Genomic DNA, 22,020 nt, shown 5'->3' with positions numbered 1-22,020 from the left:
CGGGGGACCTGTGGACAACGGGTGACGCACCGTCTTGCCATGCGGTACGCCTGCCGCCTCACACGCCCCGATGGCAACCCCTGCCTCGCATCGTCACAGCTGTCGCCGGGGCGCGGAACGGGCGTACGGAGGCGCAGGGGTCCCCATGTGGAGCCGAGCGGCCGTACTCATGTGCGCCGCCGTGCCACCCGGGCACTCCGCTGCTCTGACACACGGCCACTCGGCGGGTCTAGTCGCCCGCGTCGAGGCGGACTTGGCCGGAGGCGTCGATCGACCAGCCCGGGTTGTGGCAGATCTCCCAGACCACTCCGTTCGGGTCCGCGAAGTGGCCGTGGTAGCCGTTGAACACCGGGACGGGCTCAGGGGACTTGACCAGGCGCCCGCCCGCCGCGACGGCGGCGTTCAGCAGTGCGTCGACTGCCTCCCGGCTCTCGACGTTGTGGGAGAGCGTCACGCCCGTGACGCTCGTGTCGGAGACGGCACCGGCGAGTTCGTCGCGGAACTTCTCCGAGTCGAAGAAGCCGAGCACCATGCCGGGGCCCGTCTGGAAGAAGATGATCTCCCCCGGGACGTCCCCCAGCGGCTGCCAGCCGAGCCCGTCCCGGTAGAAGGTGCGGGCGGCGTCGAGGTCCGGCGTCGCGAACGTGACGAAGTGTGTGCGCTGGTCCATGCGGCGAGTCTGGCACGGCCGCGCGCGGATTCCGGGGATGCCGACTCGCCGGTTCTGACGGCCTGTTGCTCTGTCCACAGCCTGTGGACAGAGCAACAGGCCGTCAGAACCTGACGCGTTCGAGCCAGAACTCCAACAGCCCCGCGTCGCCCAGCACTTCGGACCTGCTCTCCGCGGGCGCCAGACGGCGAAAGAGGACGAGGAACAGGTCCGTGAGGGGGCCGCGTACCGCGGTGGTGGCCTTCTCATGCGTCCGCGTCCAGGTGAAGCCGTCTTCCTCGATGCGGATCAGCCACTCCGCGGCGACTGTCCGCGAGGTGTCGGTGGCGTGGAGATGGAGCGTGTCACCGGCGCGCTCGGCGAGCGTGCGCAGCGCCGGCCACTTCGCCGACGCCTCGGGAGCTGCGGCGAGTTCAAGGAGTTCGTCCATGCAGTCGGCCGTCAGGCCGGGGGACGCGTCGAACCCGGCGCCCGCGGCCAGAGCCGCGTCCGCGCGGTGCACGAGCGTCTCGTGCGTCCTGCGCCGCGCCCAGAAGGCCGCGCGGTGCTCCCCGGCGAACGTCCAGGCGGGCGATTCCTCGCCTGCGACGCGCAGTTCGTCGGATACGAGCTGCGCGCTCTCGGAGAGCCAGGTGCTGAGAGCTTCCACGTATGCCCCGGGCGCGACGGCCGCTTCCGGGAGGTCCGCCGGGCCGCCGCAGCCTGGGATGTCGTCGGCCCGGATGGAGGAGGTCGCCCGCGTCCGTACGAGCTCGGCCGCGCGGCGGTGGCCGTCGCCCACGTGCACCGCCAGATCGCGCAGCGTCCATTCCGGGCAGGTGGGGACGCGCGAGTCGAGCCCGGCGCTCTTGAGGGTGTCCCTCAACAGACGGGTCTGCTCGATGATCTCGGCGCAGTAGCGGTCGAACGCGAGGGCGTTGGTCATGCCGGAAGCCTAAGAGCAGCTATGACGGCGGGTACGGTCAGGCCTCCGCGCGCGTGTGCGTGTCTGCTTCCGGGGCCCTGCATCCGGGCCTGCCCCAGCTCCGGTTCCGTCCCCTCGCCGCGCCCCTATCGGCTGCCGTCGCTCCTCGTCACCGCTTCCGCACCAGCGTGACGCCGTCGCGCAGCGGCAGCATCACCGACTGGACGCGGCTGTCCGCCGTGATCGTGTCGTTGATCTGGCGGATGGCCCGGTCGGCCGGGTCCTGCGCCGACGGGTCGACGACACGGCCCCCGCGCAGCACGTTGTCCAGGACCATCAGGCCGCCCTGCCGCATCCGCGGGACCAACTCCTCGTAGTACGTGGGATAGCCGGTCTTGTCCGCGTCGATGAAGGCGAAGTCGACGGCCTGGTCCGTCGGAAGGGCGCGCAGCGTCTCGTCGGCGGGCGCCAGGCGCAGGTCGATGCGGTCGGTCAGGCCCGCGCGCTCCCAGTAGCGGCGGGCGACGGACGTCCACTCCTCCGACACGTCGCACGCGAGCAGACGGCCGTCCGCTCGCAGGCCGCGGGCGATGCAGATGGAGGAGTAGCCGGTGAAGACACCGACCTCCACCGCGAAGGACACCCGTGTGAGGCGCACGAGCATCGTGAGCAACTCGCCCTCGTCGTGCGAGATCTGCATCGTCGTGCCCGGCACCAGCTGGTGGGTCTCCTCGACGAGGTCGCGGAGGATGTTGTCCGAGGGAGAGGCGTGCGCGAGCAGATAGTCGTCGAGGGCAGGGTTGATGATGTCCATGCGTCTCCGAAGGTGGTCTCGTCGTACCCGTCGGTCGTACGTGGTCGTACGTCGTCGTACGCGGCGGTCAAATCGGGGCTGCACGCGCGGGCGTTCGTCGTACGAGAAGGCGAAGTGGGGCCGCAGGAGCGGCAGTTGCCGTGCCGCTGTCGCCGTGTTGCAGGAGTGCACAGGGCGACCGGGCGTGACCGAAGTCACCGCGGGAGTCGTACGAGCGGGCGCGGCCCGCCGCCCGGGGAGAAGGTGACCGGGCGCCTCCCGGTCCCGAACTCCCCGGATTCCAGGGGCCGTACGGCTATACCGCCATGCCGTACACGATCGTGAAGAGAGTGCCGAGCGATCCGATGATGAAGACTCCCGTCAGCCCCGCCACGATGAGGCCCTTGCCCTGCTCGGCGCTGAAGGTGTCACGGAGGGCCGTGGCGCCGATGCGCTGTTTCGCCGCGCCCCAGATGGCGATGCCCAGGCAGAGGAGAATGGCTATGGCCATCACGACCTCGACCATCACCCGGGCCTCGTTGCCCAGCGACCCGAACGGACCCCAGTCCGGTGCGATTCCGCCGATGATGGTGGTGATATCGCCCTTGTCGGCCGCCAGAAACATGGTGAACTCACCGCCCCATGTCGGAGATTGAAACGTGCACGTCGGGAATGAAGATTGAGTGAGGATAGGGCGCGCGTGTTTGGCGCGCCCACCTGGATTCTGTCATGAGTCGGACGGGATGGGCAGTGAACCACGCCCGCATGGGGGATGGTTGAGTGGTGCGGATGCGTGGTGCGGGGCGTAAGAAGGTCTGGCTGCTGGGTGTCGGCGGCGGGTTGGGACTGTTCGCCGGCTTCATGGTGCTTCTCGTCGTCGGTACGTATGTGGCGGCCGCGCATCTGGGCGCCGGAGGCAGAGCCGTGGGGCTGGCCAAGGGCGCGGTCCCGACGGCCTATCAGGGCCTCGTCCAGAAGTGGGGCGCGCTGTGCCCGGCGCTGAACCCGGCGCTTCTCGCGGCCCAGCTCTACCAGGAGAGCGGCTGGCGGCCCGAGGCGCGCAGCGGGGCTCAGGCGCAGGGCATAGCCCAGTTCATTCCCGGGACTTGGGCGGCGCACGGCATCGACGGCGACGGCGACGGCGACCGTGACGTGTGGGACCCGAAGGACGCGATCCCCTCGGCGGCCAACTACGACTGCAAGCTGGCCTCTTATGTGAAGGACGCGCCCGGGGACCCGGCCGAGAACATGCTGGCCGCCTACAACGCGGGCGCGTACGCGGTGATCAAGTACGGAGGCGTGCCGCCGTACCGCGAGACGAAGAACTACGTCTCGACCATCCGGAAGATGGAGCAGAGCTTCGCCTCCACCCAGGGCCGAGTCGATCCGTCCAAGAGGGCGGCGGGCGCCATCTATTACGCGCAGAAGAAGCTCGGCACGCCCTATCTGTGGGGCGGGAACGGCACCCCGGAGCAGGACGGCCGGTTCGACTGCTCGGGCCTGACGCTGGCCGCGTACCGGAGCGTGGGCGTGAAGCTGCCGCGCGTCGCCAACGACCAGTGGAACAGCGGCCCGCATCCGAAACGCGGCGAACTGCTCCCGGGCGACCTGGTGTTCTTCGGAACCGACCTGGGCAACTCGCGCTCCATCGACCACGTGGGCATCTACGTGGGCGGCGGCTACATGATCAACGCTCCCTACACCGGGGCGAAGATCCGCTTCGATCCCATCGACACCCCCAACTACTTCGGGGCGACGAGGCCGACGGGCGACGCGTGAACCGATCCGGGTGACGGCACGTCACACCCTCGGACAGTTGTGCTGCGGGTGGAACCCGCCGGAGCGGCGAAGGGGATGTGCGGAAGCGTGTAATCATTGCGGGACGGTCCGTGAGCGACAGCCGCTGAGCTGGGAAGACGGGTCACCCTTCGATAACGTCCGGGTGATCGTTCGGTAAGGCCGGAACGGGCGGTGCGCCGACTGGCGTTCTCTGTACGGCGGAAGAACGTCGAGGACCGCTTCCGCATCCAGAGCCACAACGACACAACGACACAAAGCCACAAGGCCGTACGGCCAGAAGGCCGCAGAGCGGCAAGCCCACGGGGTACGGGGTCACGGGGCACGGGGGGTCAGACCGGCAACGACCACGAGCACGGCAGATCAGAGCAGAGTGAGGTCAGCATCACCATGGCAGTTTGGGACGACCCGGATGTCGACCTTCTCTACGAGATCAACGGTCTCGCCGAGGCGGCCCCGGCCTGGGCCGACCGGACCATAGGGTATGTCGGCGAGTTCGGCGTCGTGGCCGTGCTCGTGCTGCTCGGCGTCATCGCGTGGTGGCGGGTCGTGCGCCGCAAGGCTGCACGCGACGAGGCGGTCGCGGGCTTCGCCGGTCTGATCTGGGCGCCGCTCGCGGCGGGGATCGCACTGCTGGTGAACATCCCCATCAGGGATCTCGTCGAGCGGCCGCGTCCCTTCGTCGAACACAGGGGCCTCGACGTGCTCGTGCACGGCAAGGGCGACTACTCCTTCGTCAGCGACCACTCCACGCTGGCCATGGCCCTGGCCGTGGGCATCTTCATGGTCGACCGGCGCTACGGGCTGCTGAGCATCGTGCTCGCCGTGCCCGCCGGTTTCAGCCGCGTCTACCTGGGAGTTCACTATCCGACGGACGTGATCGGCGGGCTCGCCCTCGGCGCGGCGGTCGCGCTGCTGCTGGCACCGGTGGCGATGTGGGGGCTGACGCCGCTGGTGCGCCGGCTCGCGAACTCGCCTCGTACGGGCTCGGTGGTGTGGGCCGGGCCTGCGGAATCCGAGGCGGAGGCGGGAGCCGGAGCCTCGACGCCGAGCGAGGAGACGGAGCCGGAGCCGGAGACCGTGCAGGAGCGGGAGACGGAGCCAAAGGCCGCGTCGGAGGCGGAAGCACCCCGTAACGACCGGGATCTGGCGGCCTGACGGCGACAATCCCCGGCGAAGGAGCAGTGCCGCGCGCGGAGTTGCCGAAGTCGCCCGAGGAGAAGCCGCCGAAGTGGCCCTGACCGGGGGGCCGTTGCTGTCGTACCCCCGCTCAGAGCGGGGACCTGCGCACGCCTTCCGCTCTCCCGCCCGCGGCCCCGGCCTCGGCATCCGCCTCGGCATCGGCATCGCCCTCGGCGACGACGTCGGCCGCGCCGTCGCCCGAACCGCCGCCGTCCGGAACGTCCTGAACGTCCTGAGACGTGCTGTGAGCCCTCGCGTCGGCCTGTGACGTCTCTCTCGCCCGTCTCGCCGGCCCGAGCCAGCCGCATGTGCAGCGGGCGTGGCTGAACGCGCCACGCTCGACCGTCGATGTGCGGTGTCCGCCCTGGTCACCACTCTCGTCGTGCCCGCTTCGCTGTCGCACCCGCCCACCGTATCGGTCCCCCGTGACGGCGGGGCCCGGCCGTTCGTTAAGGGATCGAATCCCGGAGAGAGAACGCTTGTTGGGGGCGGCAGACGATGGCGGCGCGGCGGCACGGGCGCAGGCAGGCGTGGGTCACCGGGGTCGCGGCGGCCGCCGCAGGCGCGTCGCTGCTCCTCGCCACGGGGTGCACGGAGAACGACGCGGCGGTCGCGAGCGACAGGGACCCGCCCGCGTCATACGGGGATCCGGGAGCGTCCGGATCGCCGAACGGCTCGCGGGCGGGGGACGGATCGTCCGGTGCGGGCAGTGGTTCCGGATCCGGCGGCCCCGGCGCGCGGAGGACGCCGGGGCTGACGGCCCCGTCCGATCCGGGCAAGGCCGTGCGGGCGGCGGCCGACGCGCTCGCGAGGCACGGCACGTCACGTACTCGTACGTCCATGTCGATGGCGAGCGGCGGCACTCGCATCGCGGTGCGCGGCGAGGGCCGCTTCGACTACCGCAAGGGCGAGGGCGGCCTCACCGTCCGCCTGCCGGAGGGCACTTCGGGTGCGCGGCCCGGCGAGCGCCGTACGGTCACGGAGCTGGTCGTCCCCGGTGCGCTCTACATGAAGAACCGCGGCGCCGGCGTCCCCCGCGACAAGTGGGTGCGCGTCGACACGGACGCGCTCGCCGACGGGAACCTGATCAGCGCCGGGGCCACGGACCCGGAGAGCGCGGCCGAACTGCTGCGCGGGGCACGGCACGTGACCTACGAGGGCGCCGTGCGGACCCCCGGAGGGACGGCGGTGCGGCGCTACCGCGGCACGCTCGACCTGGCCGCCGCCGCGCGGGCCGCGTCGCCGCACCGGCGCGGTCAGCTGGAGGCGGCGGCCCGCGGTTTCTCCGAGAGGTCGGTCCCGTTTGACGCGCAGATCGATGGGCAGGGGCGCCTCCGGAAGGTTCGGCACGAGTTCACCTTCGCGGGCGGTACGCCGAGTGGCCGGGACGGGACGGAGTCCGGCCGCGCCGGTGGCGGCCGGGACGGCGGTGACCGGGGCGGCGTGGACGGAATCGCTGTCGCGTCGACCACATGGTTCTACGGCTACGGTGCGCCCGTGAAGGTCGTGATGCCCGAACCGGACGACATCTACGCGGGAGAGATCGCGCCGTTCTAGGCGACTTGGACCGGGTTCGCACAGCACGTTCCGGCTGGGGTGACGGGTGCGAAATGGTTCGGAATTGCCATGTGCGGAGGGTGCGCTCGTCCCTACTGTGGGGATACACGAGGAGGTGGTGCGTGTGCCTGGCAGCGTTCCCGGTGTGCCCGGTCGTGGTTCGCGGGGTTCTGTGGTCCAGGATCACGTGGCCCTCGCCGAGATCGAGCTGTGCGGCGAGCTGATGATCGCGGCTTCCGCCGCGGAGGCGGCCGGCGAGGAGCGGCTGAGTCTCGCGCGCATCGACGAGGTGCTCGGCACGGCGCCCGGCGAGGGCGACGAGGGCGCGTGGCAGCCGCTGCCGCGGCAGGTGTCCCGGTGCTCCGCGTCCTCCAGAGCCGCGCAGGCCCCGCGGCCCACGCAGCCGTCGGGTCAGCGGAGTTGAGCGCCGGGCGCCGGAGCCCCGGGGCGCCGAGCGGCACTTGAGAGGTCCGGGCGGGACGCGAGCAGCACCTGAACCAGGCAGGAAACTGAACCAGGCAGAGACCTGAGCCAGGCCGGGACCTGGCGGGCCTGGAGTCGAGTTCGGCTGCGTCGCCTCACGTACGCAGCAGGCGGGCTATGGCGGCCGTGGCCTCCTCCACCTTCTCGTCCATCTCCGCGCCGCCCTCCTTGGCCGCGTGCGCGACGCAGTGCCGCAGATGCTCCTCCAGCAGCTGGAGCGCGAAGGACTGAAGTGCCTTGGTGGACGCGGAGACCTGCGTGAGGACGTCGATGCAGTAGACGTCCTCGTCGACCATGCGTTGCAGCCCGCGCACCTGGCCCTCGATGCGGCGGAGGCGCTTGAGGTGCGCGTCCTTGTCCTTGGTGTAGCCGTGCTCGCCGGTGGCGGCGTGCGCGGCGCAGTGGTCGTCCGCGCCGGAGCGGCCGTTCCCGCCCGCGGCACCGGAGAGGCCGGAGGAACCGGCGCCGGCTGTCTTCATTGGGTCCTCCGTCGGTCGTGGGACGGCCCCCGCGAGGGAGTCCCGGAAAGGCCGTCGATGGCCTGAAATGTACGGTGCTGAGGCCCTCTCGAAGGGCCGTCCACCTGCGAAAAATATACCCCTCGTGGGTATATGATACCGGATTCGGGGAGGGCCCTTCAGGGCACAGTCAGCTATGGGCGACACTGTCTGAGGCCGCCTCGCTGTGGCCGAATGATGCGCTTAGCATCAGCGAGACCGTTTCCGATGCACCCCGAGGATCTCCAGTGCGCTTTCGTCTGACCCCAAGGGAGACGAGCTTCTACGACATGTTCGCCGCTTCCGCGGACAACATCGTCACGGGCTCGAAGCTCCTCATGGAACTGCTCGGCGCAGAGTCCTCCGCGCGCGCCGAGATCGCCGAACGCATGCGGGCGGCAGAACACGCGGGCGACGATGCCACGCACGCGATCTTCCACCAGCTCAACTCCTCCTTCATCACGCCGTTCGACCGGGAGGACATCTACAAGCTCGCCTCGTCGCTCGACGACATCATGGATTACATGGAGGAGGCCGTCGACCTCGTCGTCCTCTACGAGATCGAGGATCTGCCCAAGGGCATCGAGCAGCAGATCGAAGTCCTCGCACGGGCAGCGGAGCTGACCGCCGAGGCGATGCCGCACCTTCGCACGATGGACAACCTCACCGAGTACTGGATCGAGGTCAACCGGCTGGAGAACCAGGCCGACCAGATCCATCGCAAGCTGCTCGCGCACCTCTTCAACGGCAAGTACGACGCGATGGACGTCATGAAGCTCAAGCAGGTCGTGGACGTGCTTGAGGAGGCCGCGGACGCGTTCGAGCACGTGGCGAACACGGTCGAGACCATCGCGGTCAAGGAGTCCTGACCACCTGTGGACACGTTCGCTCTGGTCGTGACCATCGGGGTCGCGCTCTTCTTCACGTACACCAACGGCTTCCACGACTCGGCGAACGCCATCGCCACGTCCGTCTCCACACGTGCCCTGACGCCGCGCGCCGCTCTGGCCATGGCCGCCGTGATGAACCTCGCGGGCGCCTTCCTGGGCAGCGGCGTCGCCGAGACGGTGAGCAAGGGGCTGATCGAGACCCCGCACGGCTCGAACGGCATGGCCATCCTCTTCGCGGGGCTCTCGGGCGCGATCGTATGGAACCTGATCACCTGGTACTTCGGGCTGCCGTCGTCGTCCTCGCACGCGCTCTTCGGCGGCCTGGTCGGGGCGGCTCTGGCGGGCGGGATCGCGGTCATCTGGACCGGCGTGATCGAGAAGATCGTGCTGCCGATGTTCATCTCGCCGATCGTCGGCATGGTGCTCGGCTACGCGGTGATGGTGGCCATCTTCTGGATCTTCCGGCGGGCCAACCCGCACCGGGCGAAGCGGGGGTTCCGCATAGCGCAGACGGTCTCCGCGGCGGGCATGGCGCTCGGGCACGGTCTTCAGGACGCGCAGAAGACCATGGGTGTCGTCGTGATGGCGCTGACCATCGCGGACGTGCAGGAGGGCAACGGCATTCCGCTGTGGGTCAAGTTCGTCTGCGCGGGGATGCTTTCGCTCGGTACGTACGCGGGCGGCTGGCGCATCATGCGGACGCTGGGGCGCCGGATCATCGAACTCGACCCGCCGCAGGGGTTCGCCGGGGAGACGACCGCGGCGTCCGTGATGTACACGGCGTCGTTCATCTTCGACGCGCCGATCTCCACGACGCACGTCATCACGTCCGCGATCATGGGCGTGGGCGCCACGAAGCGGGTCTCCGCTGTGCGTTGGGGCGTGGCGAAGAACATCGTCATGGGCTGGTTCATCACGATGCCTGCGGCGGCAGCGGTGGCGGGGCTCTGTTACGGGATCATCCTTCTGGTCTTCGGCTGACGGATCACAGCCGACAATTCACAGACGACAGCTGACAGCTGACAGCTGACAGCTGACAGCTGACAGATGACAGCTAACGACTAACGACTTCGACTGACGACTGACGACCGGCGGCCCGCAGTTGAGCCTGGCTTCGCGGTACGTCTGCGATCGGGCCGCCGGCGCGGGTGCGTTCGCACCGTCCTGCCGCCGTCCCGTCTCGTGAAGCATGTGCGGGCTCGCCCCCGGTGGTGTCGGGGGCGAGCCCGCCGCCTTGCGGTGGCACCGCCATGCAGCACCGCGAGGCCGTATGGGCGGCAGCCGGCCGGTGGCGTCCCGGCCGGCGCCGCGCATGGTGGCGGTTCAGCCGAAGCGGCCGGAGATGTAGTCCTCCGTCGCCTGGACCGACGGGTTGGAGAAGATCCGCTCGGTCTCGTCGATCTCGATGAGCCTGCCGGGCTCGCCGACCGCCGCGAGGTTGAAGAAGGCCGTGCGGTCCGAGACCCGCGCCGCCTGCTGCATGTTGTGGGTGACGATGACGATCGTGAACCGCGACTTCAGCTCCGCGATGAGATCTTCGATCGCCAGCGTCGAGATGGGGTCGAGCGCCGAGCAGGGCTCGTCCATCAGCAGCACCTGCGGCTGCACGGCGATGGCGCGGGCGATGCACAGGCGCTGCTGCTGACCGCCGGAGAGACCCGAACCGGGCTTGTTCAGGCGGTCCTTGACCTCGTTCCAGAGGTTGGCGCCCTTGAGGGAGCGCTCGACCGTCTCGTCCAGATCGCGCTTCTTCTTCTGGCCGTTCAGGCGCAGTCCGGCCGCGACGTTGTCGTAGATCGACATCGTCGGGAAGGGGTTGGGGCGCTGGAAGACCATGCCGATGGTGCGGCGTACGGCGACGGGGTCGACCTGCGCGCCGTACAGATCCTCGTCGTCCAGCATCACCTTGCCGTCGACGCGGCCGCCGGGGGTGACCTCGTGCATGCGGTTCAGGGTGCGCAGGAAGGTCGACTTGCCGCAGCCGGAGGGGCCGATGAAGGCCGTGACGGAGCGGGGTTCCACGCTCATGGATATGTCGTCGATGGCCCGGTGCGAGCCGTAGAAGGCTGTCAGGCCGCTGACGTCGATGCGCTTGGCCATGGTGTCAGTCGCTTTCTGAGTGCGGGGAGTACGAGGAGTTCGGGGCGTTCGCGCGTACGGGCACGCAGGCGCGTACGGGCGCGAACGCGGACGCGGTCGCGAACACGGATGCGGGGGCGGGCGCGGACATCAGCGGCCCGCCGCCTTCGGCGCCTTCCAGCGTGCGATGCCGCGCGCCACCAGGTTGAGCAGCATCACGAAGGCGATGAGCGTGAGCGCTCCGGCCCAGGCCCGGTCGATGCTCGCCGCGTTGCCGAGCTTGTACTGGTTCCAGACGTAGAGCGGCAGGGACTCCTGCGCGCCCGAGAACGGGTTCGGGTTGATCAGCGTGTTGCCGAAGACGAGCAGCATCACGGGCGCGGTCTCGCCGGTGATGCGGGCGATCGCCAGCATCACGCCGGTGGCGATGCCGCCGATCGACGTGGGCAGTACGACCTTGAGGATCGTGCGCCACTTCGGCACGCCCAACGCCAGCGAGGCTTCGCGCAGTTCGTTCGGAACGAGCTTGAGCATCTCCTCGGTGGAGCGGACCACCACCGGCATCATCAGGATCGCCAGCGCCATCGAACCGGCGAACCCGGACGGGCCGAAGCCCAGGCCCAGGTTCCAGAACGCGAGGACGAACAGGCCCGCGACGATGGACGGGATGCCCGTCATGACGTCCACGAAGAACGTGACGGCGCGGGCGAGGCGGCCACGCCCGTACTCGACGAGGTAGACCGCGGTGAGCAGGCCCACGGGCGCGGCGATGAGCGTTGCCAGACCGACCTGTTCGAGGGTTCCGAGCAGCGCGTGGTAGACGCCGCCGCCCTCCTCCAGGTTGGTCATGCCGCCCATGGAGTGGGAGAGGAAGTACCCGTCCAGGAGCTTCGCGCCGCGGCTGATCGTCGTCCACGCCAGGGAGACGAGCGGTACGACGGCGAGGATGAAGCAGACCCAGATGACGCTCGTCGCGACGCGGTCGCGTGCCTGCCTGCGGTCCTCGACGAGGCTGGTCACGGCGTAGGTGATGGCGACGAACAACAGGGCGGCGATCAGGCCCCATTGGATGCGGCTCTCCCAGCCCGCGGCGTTGCCGAGGCCGACGGCGAGCCCCGCGGAGACCAGGGCGACGGCCACCGGGGACCAGCGCGGCAGGCGGCGTCGTGCGAGAGGTGCGGAAGGCGGCGGCGGATCGGTGATCTGCGGCTTCTCCAGCAGTGCGTTGTCGCTCATGCGTGCCCCCGTTCCCGGGTGGTGATCCGTGCGTCCCGAAGCTGCTGTGCCTGCCGAAGCAGCTGTGCCCGGCTCATGCGTTGGCCCCCGAGTACTCCTTGCGGCGCGCGATGATCCAGCGGGCCGCGCCGTTGACGACGAGGGTGATGACGAAGAGGACGAGGCCGGACGCGATCAGCGCGTCCCGGCCGAAGTCGTCCGCCTCGTTGAACTTCGCGGCGATGTTCTGCGCGAACGTGCCGCTGCCCGGGTCGAGGATGTGCCAGGTGAAGAGGAAGCCGGGCGAGAGGACCGTGGCGACGGCCATCGTCTCGCCGAGCGCGCGCCCGAGGCCCAGCATCGAGGCGGAGATGATGCCCGAGCGGCCGAAGGGGAGGACCGAGGTCCGGATGGTCTCCCAGCGGGTCGCGCCGAGGGCGAGAGCGGCCTCCTCGTACATCTTCGGTGCCTGGAGGAAGACTTCGCGGGAGACGTTGGTGATGATCGGCAGGATCATGATCGCGAGCAGGATCCCGACGGTGAAGATCGAACGGGCCGGGCTGCCGGGGTTCGACATCTCGAACACCGTGGTCCAGCCGAAGAACTGGTCGAGCCAGCGCGTGAGCCCGTCGAGGTAGGGGACGAGGAAGAGCGCGCCCCACAGGCCGTAGATGATCGAGGGCACGGCGGCCAGCAGGTCGATCACGTACGCGAGCGGCGCGGCGAGCCGGCGCGGAGCGTAGTGGGAGATGAACAGGGCGATGCCGACGGCGATGGGGACGGCGATGATCATCGCGATGAGCGAGCTGACGATCGTGCCGAAGGCGAGGATGCCGATGCCGAACGCGGGCGGGTCGCCCTGCGGGTTCCACTCGAAGGCGGTCAGGAAGTTGACCGAGTCCTTCGAGACGGCAACGGAGGCGCGGTAGGTGAGGAACCCGGCTATCGCGGCCATGATCACGAGCAGCGTGATGCCGGAGCCGCGGGAGAGGCCGAGGAAGACCTTGTCGCCGGGGCGTACGGCCTTGCCCTTGACCGGGCCTGTGGCGGGCGCGGCGGTGCCGCCGCCCGCGGGATCGGTGGGAGGCGGTGCCTTCTCGGATGTGCTGGTGGTGTCCATGGTGTCTCCGGTCTGGTCGGGGACGGGCCCCTGGCGGCGGTGCACCGGATGGTCGCTGGGTGGGTGGTGGTGGGTGAACGTGGTGTTGATCAGGCGCTGATCGGGGTGTTGATCGGGTGCTGATCGGGGTGGACTGGCGGGTCGTGGGCGAGCGGTCTTCGGATGTGGCGTGGGGCCGGCCCGGTGTGCCGGGCCGGCCGTTCACGCGTCGTGCGCCGTGACCGCCGTCGTGGCCCTGGCCTGGATGATCAGGACAGCTCCGGGATGACTCCGCGGACCTTCTGCGCGATCTCGTCCGGCAGCGGTGCGTAGCCGAGCTTCGCCAGCTCGCCCTGGCCTTCCTCGCCGGCCGTGTAGGTCAGGAAGGACTTGGTGGCGTCGAGCGTCTTGGGCTTGTTGCCCTTGTCGCAGGCGATCTCGTACGTGACGAGGACGATCGGGTAGGCACCCTCGGCCTTCGTCTTGTAGTTCAGTTCGAGGGCCAGGTCCTTGTCCTTGCCCACGACCTTGGCGTCGGCGATCGCCTTGGAGGCGTTCTCCGAGGTGGGCTCGACGGGCTTGCCCGCGCCGGTGTCGACCTTGACGCTGTCGAGGTTGTTCGCCGTGGCGTAGGAGAGCTCGAAGTAGCCGATCGCGCCGTCGGTCTGCTTCACCTGCTGCGCGACACCGGCGGAGCCGGACGCGGACTGGCCGCCCTTGGCCTGCCAGGACTTCTCGTCCGGGTACTTCCAGTCGCCCTCGGCCGCGGTGCCCAGGTACTTGCCGAGGTTCTGCGTGGTGCCCGACTCGTCGGAGCGGTGGAAGGCCTGGATGTCGGTGCTCGGCAGCTTGGCGTCGGGGTTGAGCTTCTTGATCGCCGGGTCGTTCCACTTCTTGATCTTCGAGTCGAAGATCTTGGCGATGGTGGGAGCGTCCAGGACGAGGTCGTCCACGCCGTTGAGGTTGTACGAGATCGCGACGGGGCCGCCGAGCATGGGCAGGTTGACGCCCTGGCCGCCCTTGCAGACCTTCTTGGACTTGGCGACCTCGTCCGGCTTGAGCGCGGAGTCGGAGCCGGCGAAGGCGGTGGTGCCCTGGAGCCACTCCTGGACGCCGCCGCCGGAGCCGATGTCCTTGTAGTTGATCTGGGTTTCCTTGCAGGCGGTCTGGTAGTTCTTCACCCAGGCGTCGACGGCGTTCTTCTGCGCCGTGGAGCCCGAGGAGAGCAGCTTGCCCTTGCCTTCGCACTTGATGTTCTTGGCGGCCTTCTGGGCGTCCTTGCTGGTGTTCGTGTCCGAGCCGCAGGCGGTGAGGACCAGGGCGCCGGAGACCGCGACGGCGCCGAGAGCGAGGGCGCGCAGCCGGATCGTGCGCTGAAGCATCACTGTCGTTCGGTTCCTTCCTGGAGCCCGCCGTTGGGGGCGGCGCGCGAGGCGTGTGTGGTGCGTGTGGTTTTCGGGAGCGCGTACGTTCGCCCTCCGTAAGGCTGAAATTAGACAGATCAGGTGAAGCGGCCCACGGCGGAGGATGAACGCAGGGTGAACCTCGGCGGTCGGCCCAGTAGCGTGCTGAGCTGCCGAGACGGGCTCTCGCGCGCCGGTCTGCGGCCGTACGGTGCGGCGCCGGCCGCGGCGCCGGCGTGTGGCCGGACTCTGTCGAACCCTCGACTCGGGGGCGGGGCGCGGGAGTTGCGGCGCGATCGCTGCCCTGTCGGATTCCGCGGGCGCGTGGCAACATCCGCTGAGGGGGCCGCGGTTGACCGGTGCGGGCAGTGGAAGACCGTATGCGACGGGCCGGTTGGGCGGTGCCTCAGCGTGACGACGCGGCGGGCGCGCCGGGAACGAGGGCGCGGCGACGCGGAGCGGGACCTGCGGGCATGCCGGGGACGGCGGGCGCAGGCTCACGCACGGCACGTGCACGAGCACGGACAGCACACGCACAGGCACAGAGCACAGACCACAAGGCACAAGGCACAAGGCACAGGGACCGGCACGACAGACAGGACCGAGAACCCCGAAGAGACGACTACGGCGAGGGGGCAAGGTGGGCGGGACGGGGAAGCGCCGGATGCTGGTGGCGGCCTGCACGCTGGGGCTGCTGGCGGGACCCGCGGCGGGAAGCGCGTACGCGGCACCGGAGCCGCGCCCGGACGGCGGGCAGAGCCTCGAAGAGGTCGCCCGGAAGATCGACCGGCTGCACGAGGCGGCCGAGTCGGCGACGGACGCGTACAACGGCGCTCAGGAGCAGGCCGGGAAGCAGCAGAAGGCCGTCGACAAGCTCAACCAGAAGATCGACAGGCTGCGTGAGACGCGCGGCAAGTACACGAAGACGGCTGGAGCGCTGGCACGCGCCCAGTACCGCAGCGGCGGGATGCCCGACGAGGCGCATCTGATCCTGCGCAAGACCCCCGAGGCGTTCATGCGCGACGCGGTGATCATGCGCAAGGGGCAGCAGGCCGCCAAGGGCGTCATCACCACGCTCGCGAAGACCGAGTCCCGCCTCGACGACTACGCGCTGGAGGCGTCGGAGAAGCTCCGGAAGCTGGAGGAGAACAAGAAGCGCAAGGCCGCCGCGAAGAAGAAGATCGAGAAGGATCTGAAGGCGGCCGAGGACCTCGAATCGCAGCTGGCGGAGAAGGAGTTGAAGCGGCTGCGCGAGCTGGAGGACGAGGCCGCGCAGGCGCGGCAGTCGAAGTGGCTCGAATCCGGGGTGCTGGACGAGATCTCCGGCAAGGCCTCCAAGGCGGGCAAGAGGGCCATCGCCTACGCCACCAACCAGATCGGCAAGGACTACGAGTGGGGCGCCGAGGGGCCGCGCACCTTCGACTGCTCCGGGCTGACGCTGCGGGCCTGGCAGGCCGCGGGCGAGGAGATCCCGCGGACCTCGCAGGAGCAGTGGAAGCAGCTGAAGCACGTGCCGATCAGGAAGATGCGTCCCGGCGACTTGATCATCTACAAGCGTGACGCAAGCCACGTCGCGATGTACGTGGGGGGCGGCGAGATGATCCACGCACCGCGTACGGGCCGCCAGATCACGGTCGCTGGCGCGGGTTCCCTGCTCATCAAGGGCGTCGTCCGTCCGGACAAATAGGGTCAACCGGCCGCAGGGGACTGGCATATGACGGTGGTGGATTGCCGTCAGCCATTCCGTACACGTGTGCGGTGGCGTTAAGGTCCCCTGGACAGCCCGGTCGTGTGCACGCGAGCAGGAGCAGCGCCGCCGCACCGGGCCGGGTGGTGAGCCGGCTGGCTCACGGCCGCGCCCTCGGGGGGAGGGAAGGAAGCACATATGCCCGTAGGCGTGCCACGCGATGACGCCGTGTCCGCCGCCCCGCCCCGTGCCTCGGTTCCCCAGCAGAGCAGCGGATCGCACGAGCGGTCCGGGGGAGCCGCGAAGAGCGGCCTGGCGCTGCTGGTCATCGAGGACAGCCTCGCCGGAGGACGGAGCGTGCCGGAGATCCTCGACGCGGCAGGCGGATATCTGCCCGGTGACGGGCACTCCGGGGCGTCCGGCGAGCGCATCAAGGTGCGCACCGCGCGCAATCTCACCGAGGCCGAGCGGCTGCTCACCGACGACGTGCAGTGCATCCTGCTCGACCTGGCGCTGACGGGAGCGGGCCGTAAGGCTCCGGCCGCCGCGCCGGCGGGCTCCGGCGCCGGCTCCGGCCTCGCCGTCGGCGACGACCCCGCCACGGGCGAGTTGGAGATCCTGCGCCATGTGCTGCGGCTCGCGCCCCGGCACGCGGTCATCGCGCTGACGGACGGGGCCGACGCCGAACGAGCCGCCGAGGCCGTACGCGTGGGGGCCCAGGACTATCTCTTCCGCGACGAACTCGACGGCCGGCTGCTCAGCCGCGCGATCCGCTACGCCGTCGAACGCAAGCGCTCCGACCTCGCCCAGCGGCAGCTCACCGAGTCACGGCTGCGCGCGCAGGAGAACGCCCGCCTGGAGCGCGGGCTGCTCCCGACTCCGCTCCTCGCGGGGAGCCAGCTCCGCTTCGCGGCCCGCTACCGGCCCGGCCGCTCCCGGGCCCTCCTCGGCGGCGACTTCTACGACACCGTCCGTACGGCCGACGGCACCGTCCACGCGATGATCGGCGACGTGTGCGGGCACGGGCCCGACGAGGCGGCCCTCGGCGTCGAACTGCGCATCGCCTGGCGCGCGCTGACCTTCGCGGGGCTGTGCGGCGACGAACTCCTGGGGACGCTCCAGAAGGTGCTCGACAACGAGCGGGCGAGCGACGAGATATTCGCCACACTCTGCACCGTCGACATCGCTCCCGACGGCCGCCGTGCCGGGGTCTGCCTGGCAGGGCACCCGTCGCCGCTCGTCGCGGGGGCGGGCGGCTCAGTGCCGCGGCTGCTTCCGTACGACTACAGCGGTCCGGCGCTCGGCGTCGTCGCGAACGCCCGCTGGCCGCGCCGGCAGGTCGAACTGGGCCGCGCCTGGAGCCTGTTGATGTATACCGACGGCCTCATCGAGGGACGTGTCGGCGAGGGCCGGCAGCGCCTCGGCCAGGACGGGATGATCGACATCGTCACCGGGCGCATGGCGCAGGGCGTGGACGGAGAGCGGCTGCTGGACGCGACGATGGAGGACGTGCGGCGGCTGAACGGCGGCGAACTCACCGACGACGTGGCGGTGTTGCTGCTCGACCGCGGGTGAGCCGACCGGTGCGCGCTGCGCGGCCGGCCGCCTCTGCGCCGTGAGCCCGGCGCCCGATACGGAGACCGAGCGGCCCTCGGGTGAGGGCCGCTCGGAGGGACGACGACGGGATCAGGGGTGCGCTCAGCGGGGGCCGTTGAACGGCCCGTACGGACCGTCGCTGCTGCTTCCCCCGCGGCCCCATCGCGGGCCGCCGCCCATGACCTGCTTGAGCGCGGGACGCACGTCGACGATGTAGACGATCGTGGCGATCAGGCCGGCGATCTGGAGGAAGATGATCGGGTAGATGTTCACGGCGATGGTCAGGCCGAGGATGATCAGCCAGAACGGCTTGGTCTGCTTCCCGGCCGCCGGGTAGGCGTCGGTCCGGCGCATCGCGCCGTCGATGAACGCGAAGACCGCCATCGCCAGCAGGACCAGGGAGATCACCCACAGCAGCCCTTGGAATCCCTGCATCATGTCGTCCACATCCCTGTGAGTCCGTGAGTTCTGCCCGGGTCCGGCCTGGCCGGTGTTTCACCGAACGTGCTGGCCGCGGGCCGTCTTCAGGCCGTCGGTCCGCGACGGCCCGGCAGCATAGCCGACCGTCCGCTGGGGGCTCTCCTCCCCCGGCTGCGCCGAAGGCAACCGCACGACGGGCCCCGTGGGCCGCGGCCTGCTGTGGCGCCGCTGGTCCTGCAACCGTACCCGTTCGCCGGACCGGGGGTCCGGCCCGGCGAAGGGCTGGGTGAACGGCTGGACGATGCGCTCGGCTATGGGCCGGGCGAGCGGCCGGTCCGGCAGGGACGACTGCCGGTCCGGGCTCAGGCGCCGGACTTCGGCGGCGTCTTCTTGCTCCCGTTGGACTTGGCCGTGCCCGGCTTCGTGCTGCCGGTCTTCCCGGTCGTGGTCTTGGCCGTGGTCGTCTTCCGGGCGGTGCCCGCGGACTTGGCGGCGGAGGCCGCTCCGGCGGAGCCCTGACCCGTCTTCTTCGCGCCCGCGGTTCCGGCGGTGCCGGTGGACCCGGTCGTGCCGGAGCGCGTACCGCCGCGCGGCTCGGCCGGCGGCTCGGCGACCTTCACCGGCTCGCGCTCGACGGTGACCTCGGTCACACCGCCGTCCTCGCCGCGCCAGTTCTTCACGGCGCCGCGGCCGCGGTCGGCCAGCTCGTCGTACGCCTCACGCGCCTTGACCGCGTACTCGGCGGCGATGCCCACGCTCTGCAGAGCGAGCTGCTGTGCCTGCTCGCGCAGCTTTTTGATGTCGGTGTCGATGCTGCCCAGGGTCTCGCTGACCTTCGCCTGCGTCTCCTTGGCCTGCTTGGTGAAGCGCGCCTGCACTTCCTTGGGGTCGGTGGCGCGTACGGCCGCGATGCGCTCGGGCGCCTCCGCGCGGATCTTGTCGATGACACCGGCGGCGAAGTAGAGGGGCTTGGGGTCGGTGAGGGTGCTGCGGATGTCGTTCGTGGTCGGCATGAGAGGTCTCTCCCTGGTGGACTGACTGCTATCGGGCGTCGGCCTCCGTGGCCTCGGCATCGGCTTCGTCTTCCCCGGTGTCCCGGGCGTCTTCGCCGTCTCCCCCGGCTGCGCCGCGCCTTCGGCCCTTGCCGCCGGCCCGCTTGCCGGACTCGGCGCCACGGGCGGCCTCTTCCTGCTGCGCGGAGCCGTTCTCCTTGCGGAAGGACTCGTAGATCTGGAGCAGCGCCTGCTTCTGGCCCTCGTTGATCGACGGATCGGCGAGGATCGCGGCGGGGACCTGCAACAGGTCGTCCCGCTCCCGCTCGTCGAGCATCCCGGCCTGCACGTACAGCGTCTCGGCCGAGATCCGCAGGGCCTTGGCCAGCTGCTGGAGGATGTCGGCGCTCGGCTTGCGCAGGCCGCGCTCGATCTGGCTCAGATACGGGTTGGACACCCCGGCGGCGTCGGCGAGTTGGCGCAGCGAGAGCTTGGCGTTGCGCCGCTGCTCACGCAGGAACTCGCCCACGTTGCCGACATTCAGGGAAGCCATGGGTCCCACCATGCCTCGCCTTGCTAACTTTTGCAAGCGCCCTGCTTGCAAGTGTGTTAATCCTGTGTTGCCTCCGAGTTGTGAACGGTTCCGCGGGCCCCGTGCATCTTCACCAAGCTGCCCAAGCCGCCCCACTGACCGAGGCACACACCCGAACCCGTATCAGCGCTCGCCGCATCGCGGTTCGACGTTTCCCGCATGGAGCGGAGGCTCGCAAGGGCCGTGCCGGGGCCGTTCGGCGGTAGGCCAGGTGAGGTCGCTGCGTCTGCGGTTACCGACGACATGTCATCTCATCCCCCGGCCGACCAGCAGGGCCGCTGGGCGCCGGTGCCATTTCAACTCCAGCGTTGAGGAAGGCGTAGCGATGAAGATCATTCTGAGATCCGGTGCCGTGACCGCGGCGGTCGGCGTGGGGCTGTCCCTGGCGGTCCTGCCCGCCGGACCGGCCGACGCCGCCGGGGAGACCCACGTGCGGTGCAACGACATCACCGCCCTCAAGAACGCGATCAACCAGGCCAACACCGGTGGCGGCCGCATCAGGCTGGCCTCCGACTGCACCTACACCCTGACCGCACCCGACAACGCCGACGACGGCCTTCCGGAGATCACCGGGAACGTGACCATCTCCGGTCACAACACCACCATCCGTCGCGCCCCGAACGCGACCCAGGACTTCCGCGTCCTCCACGTCGTCTCCGGCGGCAACCTGACGCTGAATTCGCTCAGGATCAGCGGGGGACGCCTGTCCCTCGCCGACACCACTGGCGGCGGGCTCGCGAACAACGACGGCACGCTGAAGCTGAACCGCACGATCGTCAAGGGCAATCAGGCTTCCCTGGGTGGCGGCGTCTACAACTTCGGCGGAGAGCTCAAGCTCAACCGCAGCGTCGTCGTACGCAACACCACGACCACCGTCGGCGCCACCGCCGGCGGCGGAGTCTTCAACACGAACAACGGCACGATGACGATGAACGGCGGGTCCCTGCTCGACAACCGGGCCCCGAACGGCAACGGCGGCGGCCTGGAGAACATCATCGGAGCCACCGCTCACCTGGACTCCGTGTCGGTCAGGGGCAACACGGCGCTTCTGGGAGGCGGCATCCGCCAGACGCAGAACGGCTCGCTGCGCCTCACCTCGACCACCGTCCGCAACAACATCGCCGTGTCAGGCGCGGGCATGTCGAACAACGCCGCCACGGCCACGCTGGTACGAAGCCTGATCACGCACAACACGGCCATCACCAACGGCGGCGGCATCGACAACCAGGCCCCCAGCCAGGTCACCCTCACTGACAGCAAGGTCGTCCGCAACACACCGGACAACTGCACACCGGCAGGCAGCGTCCCCGGGTGCACGAACCCCGCCGGCACCACCGCACCGCCGAGCTCGCAGACACCCCCGTCCAAGGGAGACAGCAAGACGCGCTTGTGAGCGTCCGCTGACGCGACGCGGCGACGCTCGTGCCGGGGGCGAAGGCTGAACCGCCCCGCCGGACACCGGTGAACGAGGAAGAAGGGTGGGACCCACGCGCTGAGTCCCGCCCTTCTGCACGTCTCGTGCGCCGGCCCAGCGCGCAGCGGTGACGTCGGTTCTAGCCGTCCTCCGGCGTGTGGACGTCGATGTCCGTCGCCAAGTGCCCGTTGTCCGCGTCCAGTACGCCGCACAGCCGGTGCACCGGACTGTAGAGCGGGCGGCCGTCCGGTTCGATGCCGTCCTCGTCCGGGAACTCCTCCAGCCGCTCGAACGGGACGATCACGAACGGCCATGCGCCGGGGTCCAGTTCGAGCGAATCCGGATGGTACTGCCACACCGTTCCGAGGTGCCGGTTGTGGACCTCGCCGACGTACCAGGCCGCCGTCTGGAGGAAGTCCCCGCCGATCTCAGCCTCGGCCTCGGCGCTGCTGGAGTACGCCGAGCGCACCAGCTCCTCCACCCGGGCAAGGGAGTCGAGGCTGAAGTCCCAGCCGCCGCCGTGGCGTTCGGCCCACGCCGGGAACTCGCCGCGCTGGACCTCCAGCCAGGCGTCCAGCACCGGGTTGTCCGACCGGATCCGGTCCAGCTCCCGCAGCTCCTCGTACTCAGCGCTGGTTATCTCCATGCCCCGACCCTAGTCGCCCGGGCCGACAGTGTTGCAACTGTCCGGCATAGACGCAGAGTTGATGATTTCGACACTCCAAATTCCTTGCCGGGCACATGTGTTGA

The 22,020-nt window shown here is 69.8% G+C and carries 23 protein-coding genes; 9 read left to right on the top strand and 14 right to left on the bottom strand.

What is annotated here, in order from left to right; translation table 11 throughout:
- Positions 1 to 229: 229 nt before the first annotated feature.
- The 4 genes from QQM67_RS18925 to QQM67_RS18910 form a co-directional block, all read right to left on the bottom strand.
- The gene (locus QQM67_RS18925; protein ID WP_314175100.1) at positions 230 to 670 is read right to left on the bottom strand and encodes a VOC family protein; all 441 of its coding nucleotides are present in this window, start codon (positions 668 to 670) and stop codon (positions 230 to 232) included.
- Positions 671 to 773: 103 nt separating this feature from the next.
- Positions 774 to 1,595, bottom strand: coding sequence for a maleylpyruvate isomerase N-terminal domain-containing protein (locus QQM67_RS18920; RefSeq protein WP_314175098.1), 822 nt, complete (start codon positions 1,593 to 1,595; stop codon positions 774 to 776).
- 148 nt (positions 1,596 to 1,743) lie between these two features.
- The gene (locus QQM67_RS18915; protein ID WP_314175096.1) at positions 1,744 to 2,388 is read right to left on the bottom strand and encodes an O-methyltransferase; all 645 of its coding nucleotides are present in this window, start codon (positions 2,386 to 2,388) and stop codon (positions 1,744 to 1,746) included.
- A gap of 295 nt (positions 2,389 to 2,683) precedes the next feature.
- Positions 2,684 to 2,992 carry a hypothetical protein gene (locus QQM67_RS18910; RefSeq protein WP_197351803.1) on the bottom strand — a complete coding sequence of 103 codons (309 nt, stop codon included), beginning with the start codon at positions 2,990 to 2,992 and terminating at the stop codon, positions 2,684 to 2,686.
- A gap of 164 nt (positions 2,993 to 3,156) precedes the next feature.
- Here QQM67_RS18910 and QQM67_RS18905 point away from each other — a divergent pair, with 164 nt between their 5' ends.
- Both QQM67_RS18905 and QQM67_RS18900 read left to right on the top strand, forming a co-directional pair.
- Positions 3,157 to 4,146, top strand: coding sequence for a C40 family peptidase (locus QQM67_RS18905; protein WP_314175143.1), 990 nt, complete (start codon positions 3,157 to 3,159; stop codon positions 4,144 to 4,146).
- 408 nt (positions 4,147 to 4,554) lie between these two features.
- On the top strand, positions 4,555 to 5,322 hold the full coding sequence (locus QQM67_RS18900; RefSeq protein ID WP_314175092.1) for a phosphatase PAP2 family protein: 768 nt from the start codon (positions 4,555 to 4,557) through the stop codon (positions 5,320 to 5,322).
- A 112-nt stretch (positions 5,323 to 5,434) separates the two neighbouring features.
- Here the strand turns inward: QQM67_RS18900 and QQM67_RS18895 are convergent, their stop codons facing one another.
- Positions 5,435 to 5,749 carry a hypothetical protein gene (locus QQM67_RS18895; protein WP_314175146.1) on the bottom strand — a complete coding sequence of 105 codons (315 nt, stop codon included), beginning with the start codon at positions 5,747 to 5,749 and terminating at the stop codon, positions 5,435 to 5,437.
- 95 nt (positions 5,750 to 5,844) lie between these two features.
- On the opposite strand from QQM67_RS18895, the gene QQM67_RS18890 reads away from it, so the two are divergent.
- Positions 5,845 to 6,903 carry a hypothetical protein gene (locus QQM67_RS18890; RefSeq protein WP_314175090.1) on the top strand — a complete coding sequence of 353 codons (1,059 nt, stop codon included), beginning with the start codon at positions 5,845 to 5,847 and terminating at the stop codon, positions 6,901 to 6,903.
- Positions 6,904 to 7,048: 145 nt separating this feature from the next.
- Positions 7,049 to 7,327: a hypothetical protein gene (locus QQM67_RS18885; RefSeq protein WP_399067116.1), complete on the top strand. Its 279-nt coding sequence runs from the start codon at positions 7,049 to 7,051 to the stop codon at positions 7,325 to 7,327.
- Positions 7,328 to 7,481: 154 nt separating this feature from the next.
- Here the strand turns inward: QQM67_RS18885 and QQM67_RS18880 are convergent, their stop codons facing one another.
- Positions 7,482 to 7,865 (bottom strand): metal-sensitive transcriptional regulator, encoded by a 384-nt coding sequence (locus QQM67_RS18880; protein WP_314175089.1) that lies wholly within the window; start codon positions 7,863 to 7,865, stop codon positions 7,482 to 7,484.
- Positions 7,866 to 8,131: 266 nt separating this feature from the next.
- On the opposite strand from QQM67_RS18880, the gene QQM67_RS18875 reads away from it, so the two are divergent.
- Positions 8,132 to 8,752, top strand: coding sequence for a DUF47 domain-containing protein (locus QQM67_RS18875; protein ID WP_314175087.1), 621 nt, complete (start codon positions 8,132 to 8,134; stop codon positions 8,750 to 8,752).
- Between the two features lie 6 nt (positions 8,753 to 8,758).
- The gene (locus QQM67_RS18870; protein ID WP_314175086.1) at positions 8,759 to 9,754 is read left to right on the top strand and encodes an inorganic phosphate transporter; all 996 of its coding nucleotides are present in this window, start codon (positions 8,759 to 8,761) and stop codon (positions 9,752 to 9,754) included.
- 342 nt (positions 9,755 to 10,096) lie between these two features.
- On the opposite strand, the gene pstB is transcribed toward QQM67_RS18870, so the two are convergent.
- The 4 genes from pstB to pstS all read right to left on the bottom strand — a co-directional run bounded on the left by pstB (position 10,097) and on the right by pstS (position 14,551).
- Positions 10,097 to 10,873: a phosphate ABC transporter ATP-binding protein PstB gene (gene pstB, locus QQM67_RS18865; protein WP_314175085.1), complete on the bottom strand. Its 777-nt coding sequence runs from the start codon at positions 10,871 to 10,873 to the stop codon at positions 10,097 to 10,099.
- Between the two features lie 129 nt (positions 10,874 to 11,002).
- Positions 11,003 to 12,088 carry a phosphate ABC transporter permease PstA gene (gene pstA / locus QQM67_RS18860; protein ID WP_314175084.1) on the bottom strand — a complete coding sequence of 362 codons (1,086 nt, stop codon included), beginning with the start codon at positions 12,086 to 12,088 and terminating at the stop codon, positions 11,003 to 11,005.
- A 73-nt stretch (positions 12,089 to 12,161) separates the two neighbouring features.
- Positions 12,162 to 13,187, bottom strand: a complete 1,026-nt coding sequence (pstC, locus tag QQM67_RS18855) for a phosphate ABC transporter permease subunit PstC (RefSeq protein WP_314175083.1) — start codon at positions 13,185 to 13,187, stop codon at positions 12,162 to 12,164.
- A gap of 248 nt (positions 13,188 to 13,435) precedes the next feature.
- A complete protein-coding gene (gene pstS / locus QQM67_RS18850; protein ID WP_314175081.1) occupies positions 13,436 to 14,551 on the bottom strand; it encodes a phosphate ABC transporter substrate-binding protein PstS in 1,116 nt (371 codons plus the stop codon).
- Positions 14,552 to 15,209: 658 nt separating this feature from the next.
- Between pstS and QQM67_RS18845 the strand changes: the two genes are divergently transcribed.
- Both QQM67_RS18845 and QQM67_RS18840 read left to right on the top strand, forming a co-directional pair.
- Positions 15,210 to 16,256 (top strand): C40 family peptidase, encoded by a 1,047-nt coding sequence (locus tag QQM67_RS18845; RefSeq protein ID WP_314175080.1) that lies wholly within the window; start codon positions 15,210 to 15,212, stop codon positions 16,254 to 16,256.
- A gap of 210 nt (positions 16,257 to 16,466) precedes the next feature.
- Positions 16,467 to 17,831: a PP2C family protein-serine/threonine phosphatase gene (locus tag QQM67_RS18840; RefSeq protein ID WP_449657452.1), complete on the top strand. Its 1,365-nt coding sequence runs from the start codon at positions 16,467 to 16,469 to the stop codon at positions 17,829 to 17,831.
- 123 nt (positions 17,832 to 17,954) lie between these two features.
- Here QQM67_RS18840 and QQM67_RS18835 read toward each other — a convergent pair whose 3' ends face one another.
- The 3 genes from QQM67_RS18835 to QQM67_RS18825 form a co-directional block, all read right to left on the bottom strand.
- Positions 17,955 to 18,290: a DUF2516 family protein gene (locus QQM67_RS18835; RefSeq protein WP_314175078.1), complete on the bottom strand. Its 336-nt coding sequence runs from the start codon at positions 18,288 to 18,290 to the stop codon at positions 17,955 to 17,957.
- Positions 18,291 to 18,634: 344 nt separating this feature from the next.
- The gene (locus QQM67_RS18830; protein WP_314175077.1) at positions 18,635 to 19,285 is read right to left on the bottom strand and encodes a hypothetical protein; all 651 of its coding nucleotides are present in this window, start codon (positions 19,283 to 19,285) and stop codon (positions 18,635 to 18,637) included.
- Positions 19,286 to 19,313: 28 nt separating this feature from the next.
- Complete coding sequence (locus QQM67_RS18825) at positions 19,314 to 19,817, bottom strand: helix-turn-helix domain-containing protein (protein WP_314175076.1); 504 nt, start codon at positions 19,815 to 19,817, stop codon at positions 19,314 to 19,316.
- Between the two features lie 364 nt (positions 19,818 to 20,181).
- Between QQM67_RS18825 and QQM67_RS18820 the strand changes: the two genes are divergently transcribed.
- A complete protein-coding gene (locus QQM67_RS18820) occupies positions 20,182 to 21,249 on the top strand; it encodes a hypothetical protein (RefSeq protein WP_314175075.1) in 1,068 nt (355 codons plus the stop codon).
- 160 nt (positions 21,250 to 21,409) lie between these two features.
- Here the strand turns inward: QQM67_RS18820 and QQM67_RS18815 are convergent, their stop codons facing one another.
- Positions 21,410 to 21,916, bottom strand: coding sequence for a hypothetical protein (locus QQM67_RS18815; protein ID WP_314175074.1), 507 nt, complete (start codon positions 21,914 to 21,916; stop codon positions 21,410 to 21,412).
- Positions 21,917 to 22,020 lie beyond the last annotated feature (104 nt).

It is taken from the genome of Streptomyces winkii (genome assembly GCF_032248595.1).
Taxonomy (GTDB): domain Bacteria; phylum Actinomycetota; class Actinomycetes; order Streptomycetales; family Streptomycetaceae; genus Streptomyces; species Streptomyces winkii.
Note: the sequence above shows the minus strand (reverse complement) of the source record. Positions and strands in the feature narration are given on the sequence as shown.

What these genes read in the sequence shown, in the direction of transcription:
- QQM67_RS18925 (WP_314175100.1), bottom strand. Translation starts at nt 670, where the DNA reads ATGGACCAGCGCACACACTTCGTCACGTTCGCGACGCCGGACCTCGAC.
- QQM67_RS18920 (WP_314175098.1), bottom strand. Translation starts at nt 1,595, where the DNA reads ATGACCAACGCCCTCGCGTTCGACCGCTACTGCGCCGAGATCATCGAG.
- QQM67_RS18915 (WP_314175096.1), bottom strand. Translation starts at nt 2,388, where the DNA reads ATGGACATCATCAACCCTGCCCTCGACGACTATCTGCTCGCGCACGCC.
- QQM67_RS18910 (WP_197351803.1), bottom strand. Translation starts at nt 2,992, where the DNA reads ATGTTTCTGGCGGCCGACAAGGGCGATATCACCACCATCATCGGCGGA.
- QQM67_RS18905 (WP_314175143.1), top strand. Translation starts at nt 3,157, where the DNA reads ATGCGTGGTGCGGGGCGTAAGAAGGTCTGGCTGCTGGGTGTCGGCGGC.
- QQM67_RS18900 (WP_314175092.1), top strand. Translation starts at nt 4,555, where the DNA reads ATGGCAGTTTGGGACGACCCGGATGTCGACCTTCTCTACGAGATCAAC.
- QQM67_RS18890 (WP_314175090.1), top strand. Translation starts at nt 5,845, where the DNA reads ATGGCGGCGCGGCGGCACGGGCGCAGGCAGGCGTGGGTCACCGGGGTC.
- QQM67_RS18880 (WP_314175089.1), bottom strand. Translation starts at nt 7,865, where the DNA reads ATGAAGACAGCCGGCGCCGGTTCCTCCGGCCTCTCCGGTGCCGCGGGC.
- pstB (WP_314175085.1), bottom strand. Translation starts at nt 10,873, where the DNA reads ATGGCCAAGCGCATCGACGTCAGCGGCCTGACAGCCTTCTACGGCTCG.
- pstA (WP_314175084.1), bottom strand. Translation starts at nt 12,088, where the DNA reads ATGAGCGACAACGCACTGCTGGAGAAGCCGCAGATCACCGATCCGCCG.
- pstC (WP_314175083.1), bottom strand. Translation starts at nt 13,187, where the DNA reads ATGGACACCACCAGCACATCCGAGAAGGCACCGCCTCCCACCGATCCC.
- QQM67_RS18835 (WP_314175078.1), bottom strand. Translation starts at nt 18,290, where the DNA reads ATGATGCAGGGATTCCAAGGGCTGCTGTGGGTGATCTCCCTGGTCCTG.
- QQM67_RS18830 (WP_314175077.1), bottom strand. Translation starts at nt 19,285, where the DNA reads ATGCCGACCACGAACGACATCCGCAGCACCCTCACCGACCCCAAGCCC.
- QQM67_RS18825 (WP_314175076.1), bottom strand. Translation starts at nt 19,817, where the DNA reads ATGGCTTCCCTGAATGTCGGCAACGTGGGCGAGTTCCTGCGTGAGCAG.
- QQM67_RS18820 (WP_314175075.1), top strand. Translation starts at nt 20,182, where the DNA reads ATGAAGATCATTCTGAGATCCGGTGCCGTGACCGCGGCGGTCGGCGTG.
- QQM67_RS18815 (WP_314175074.1), bottom strand. Translation starts at nt 21,916, where the DNA reads ATGGAGATAACCAGCGCTGAGTACGAGGAGCTGCGGGAGCTGGACCGG.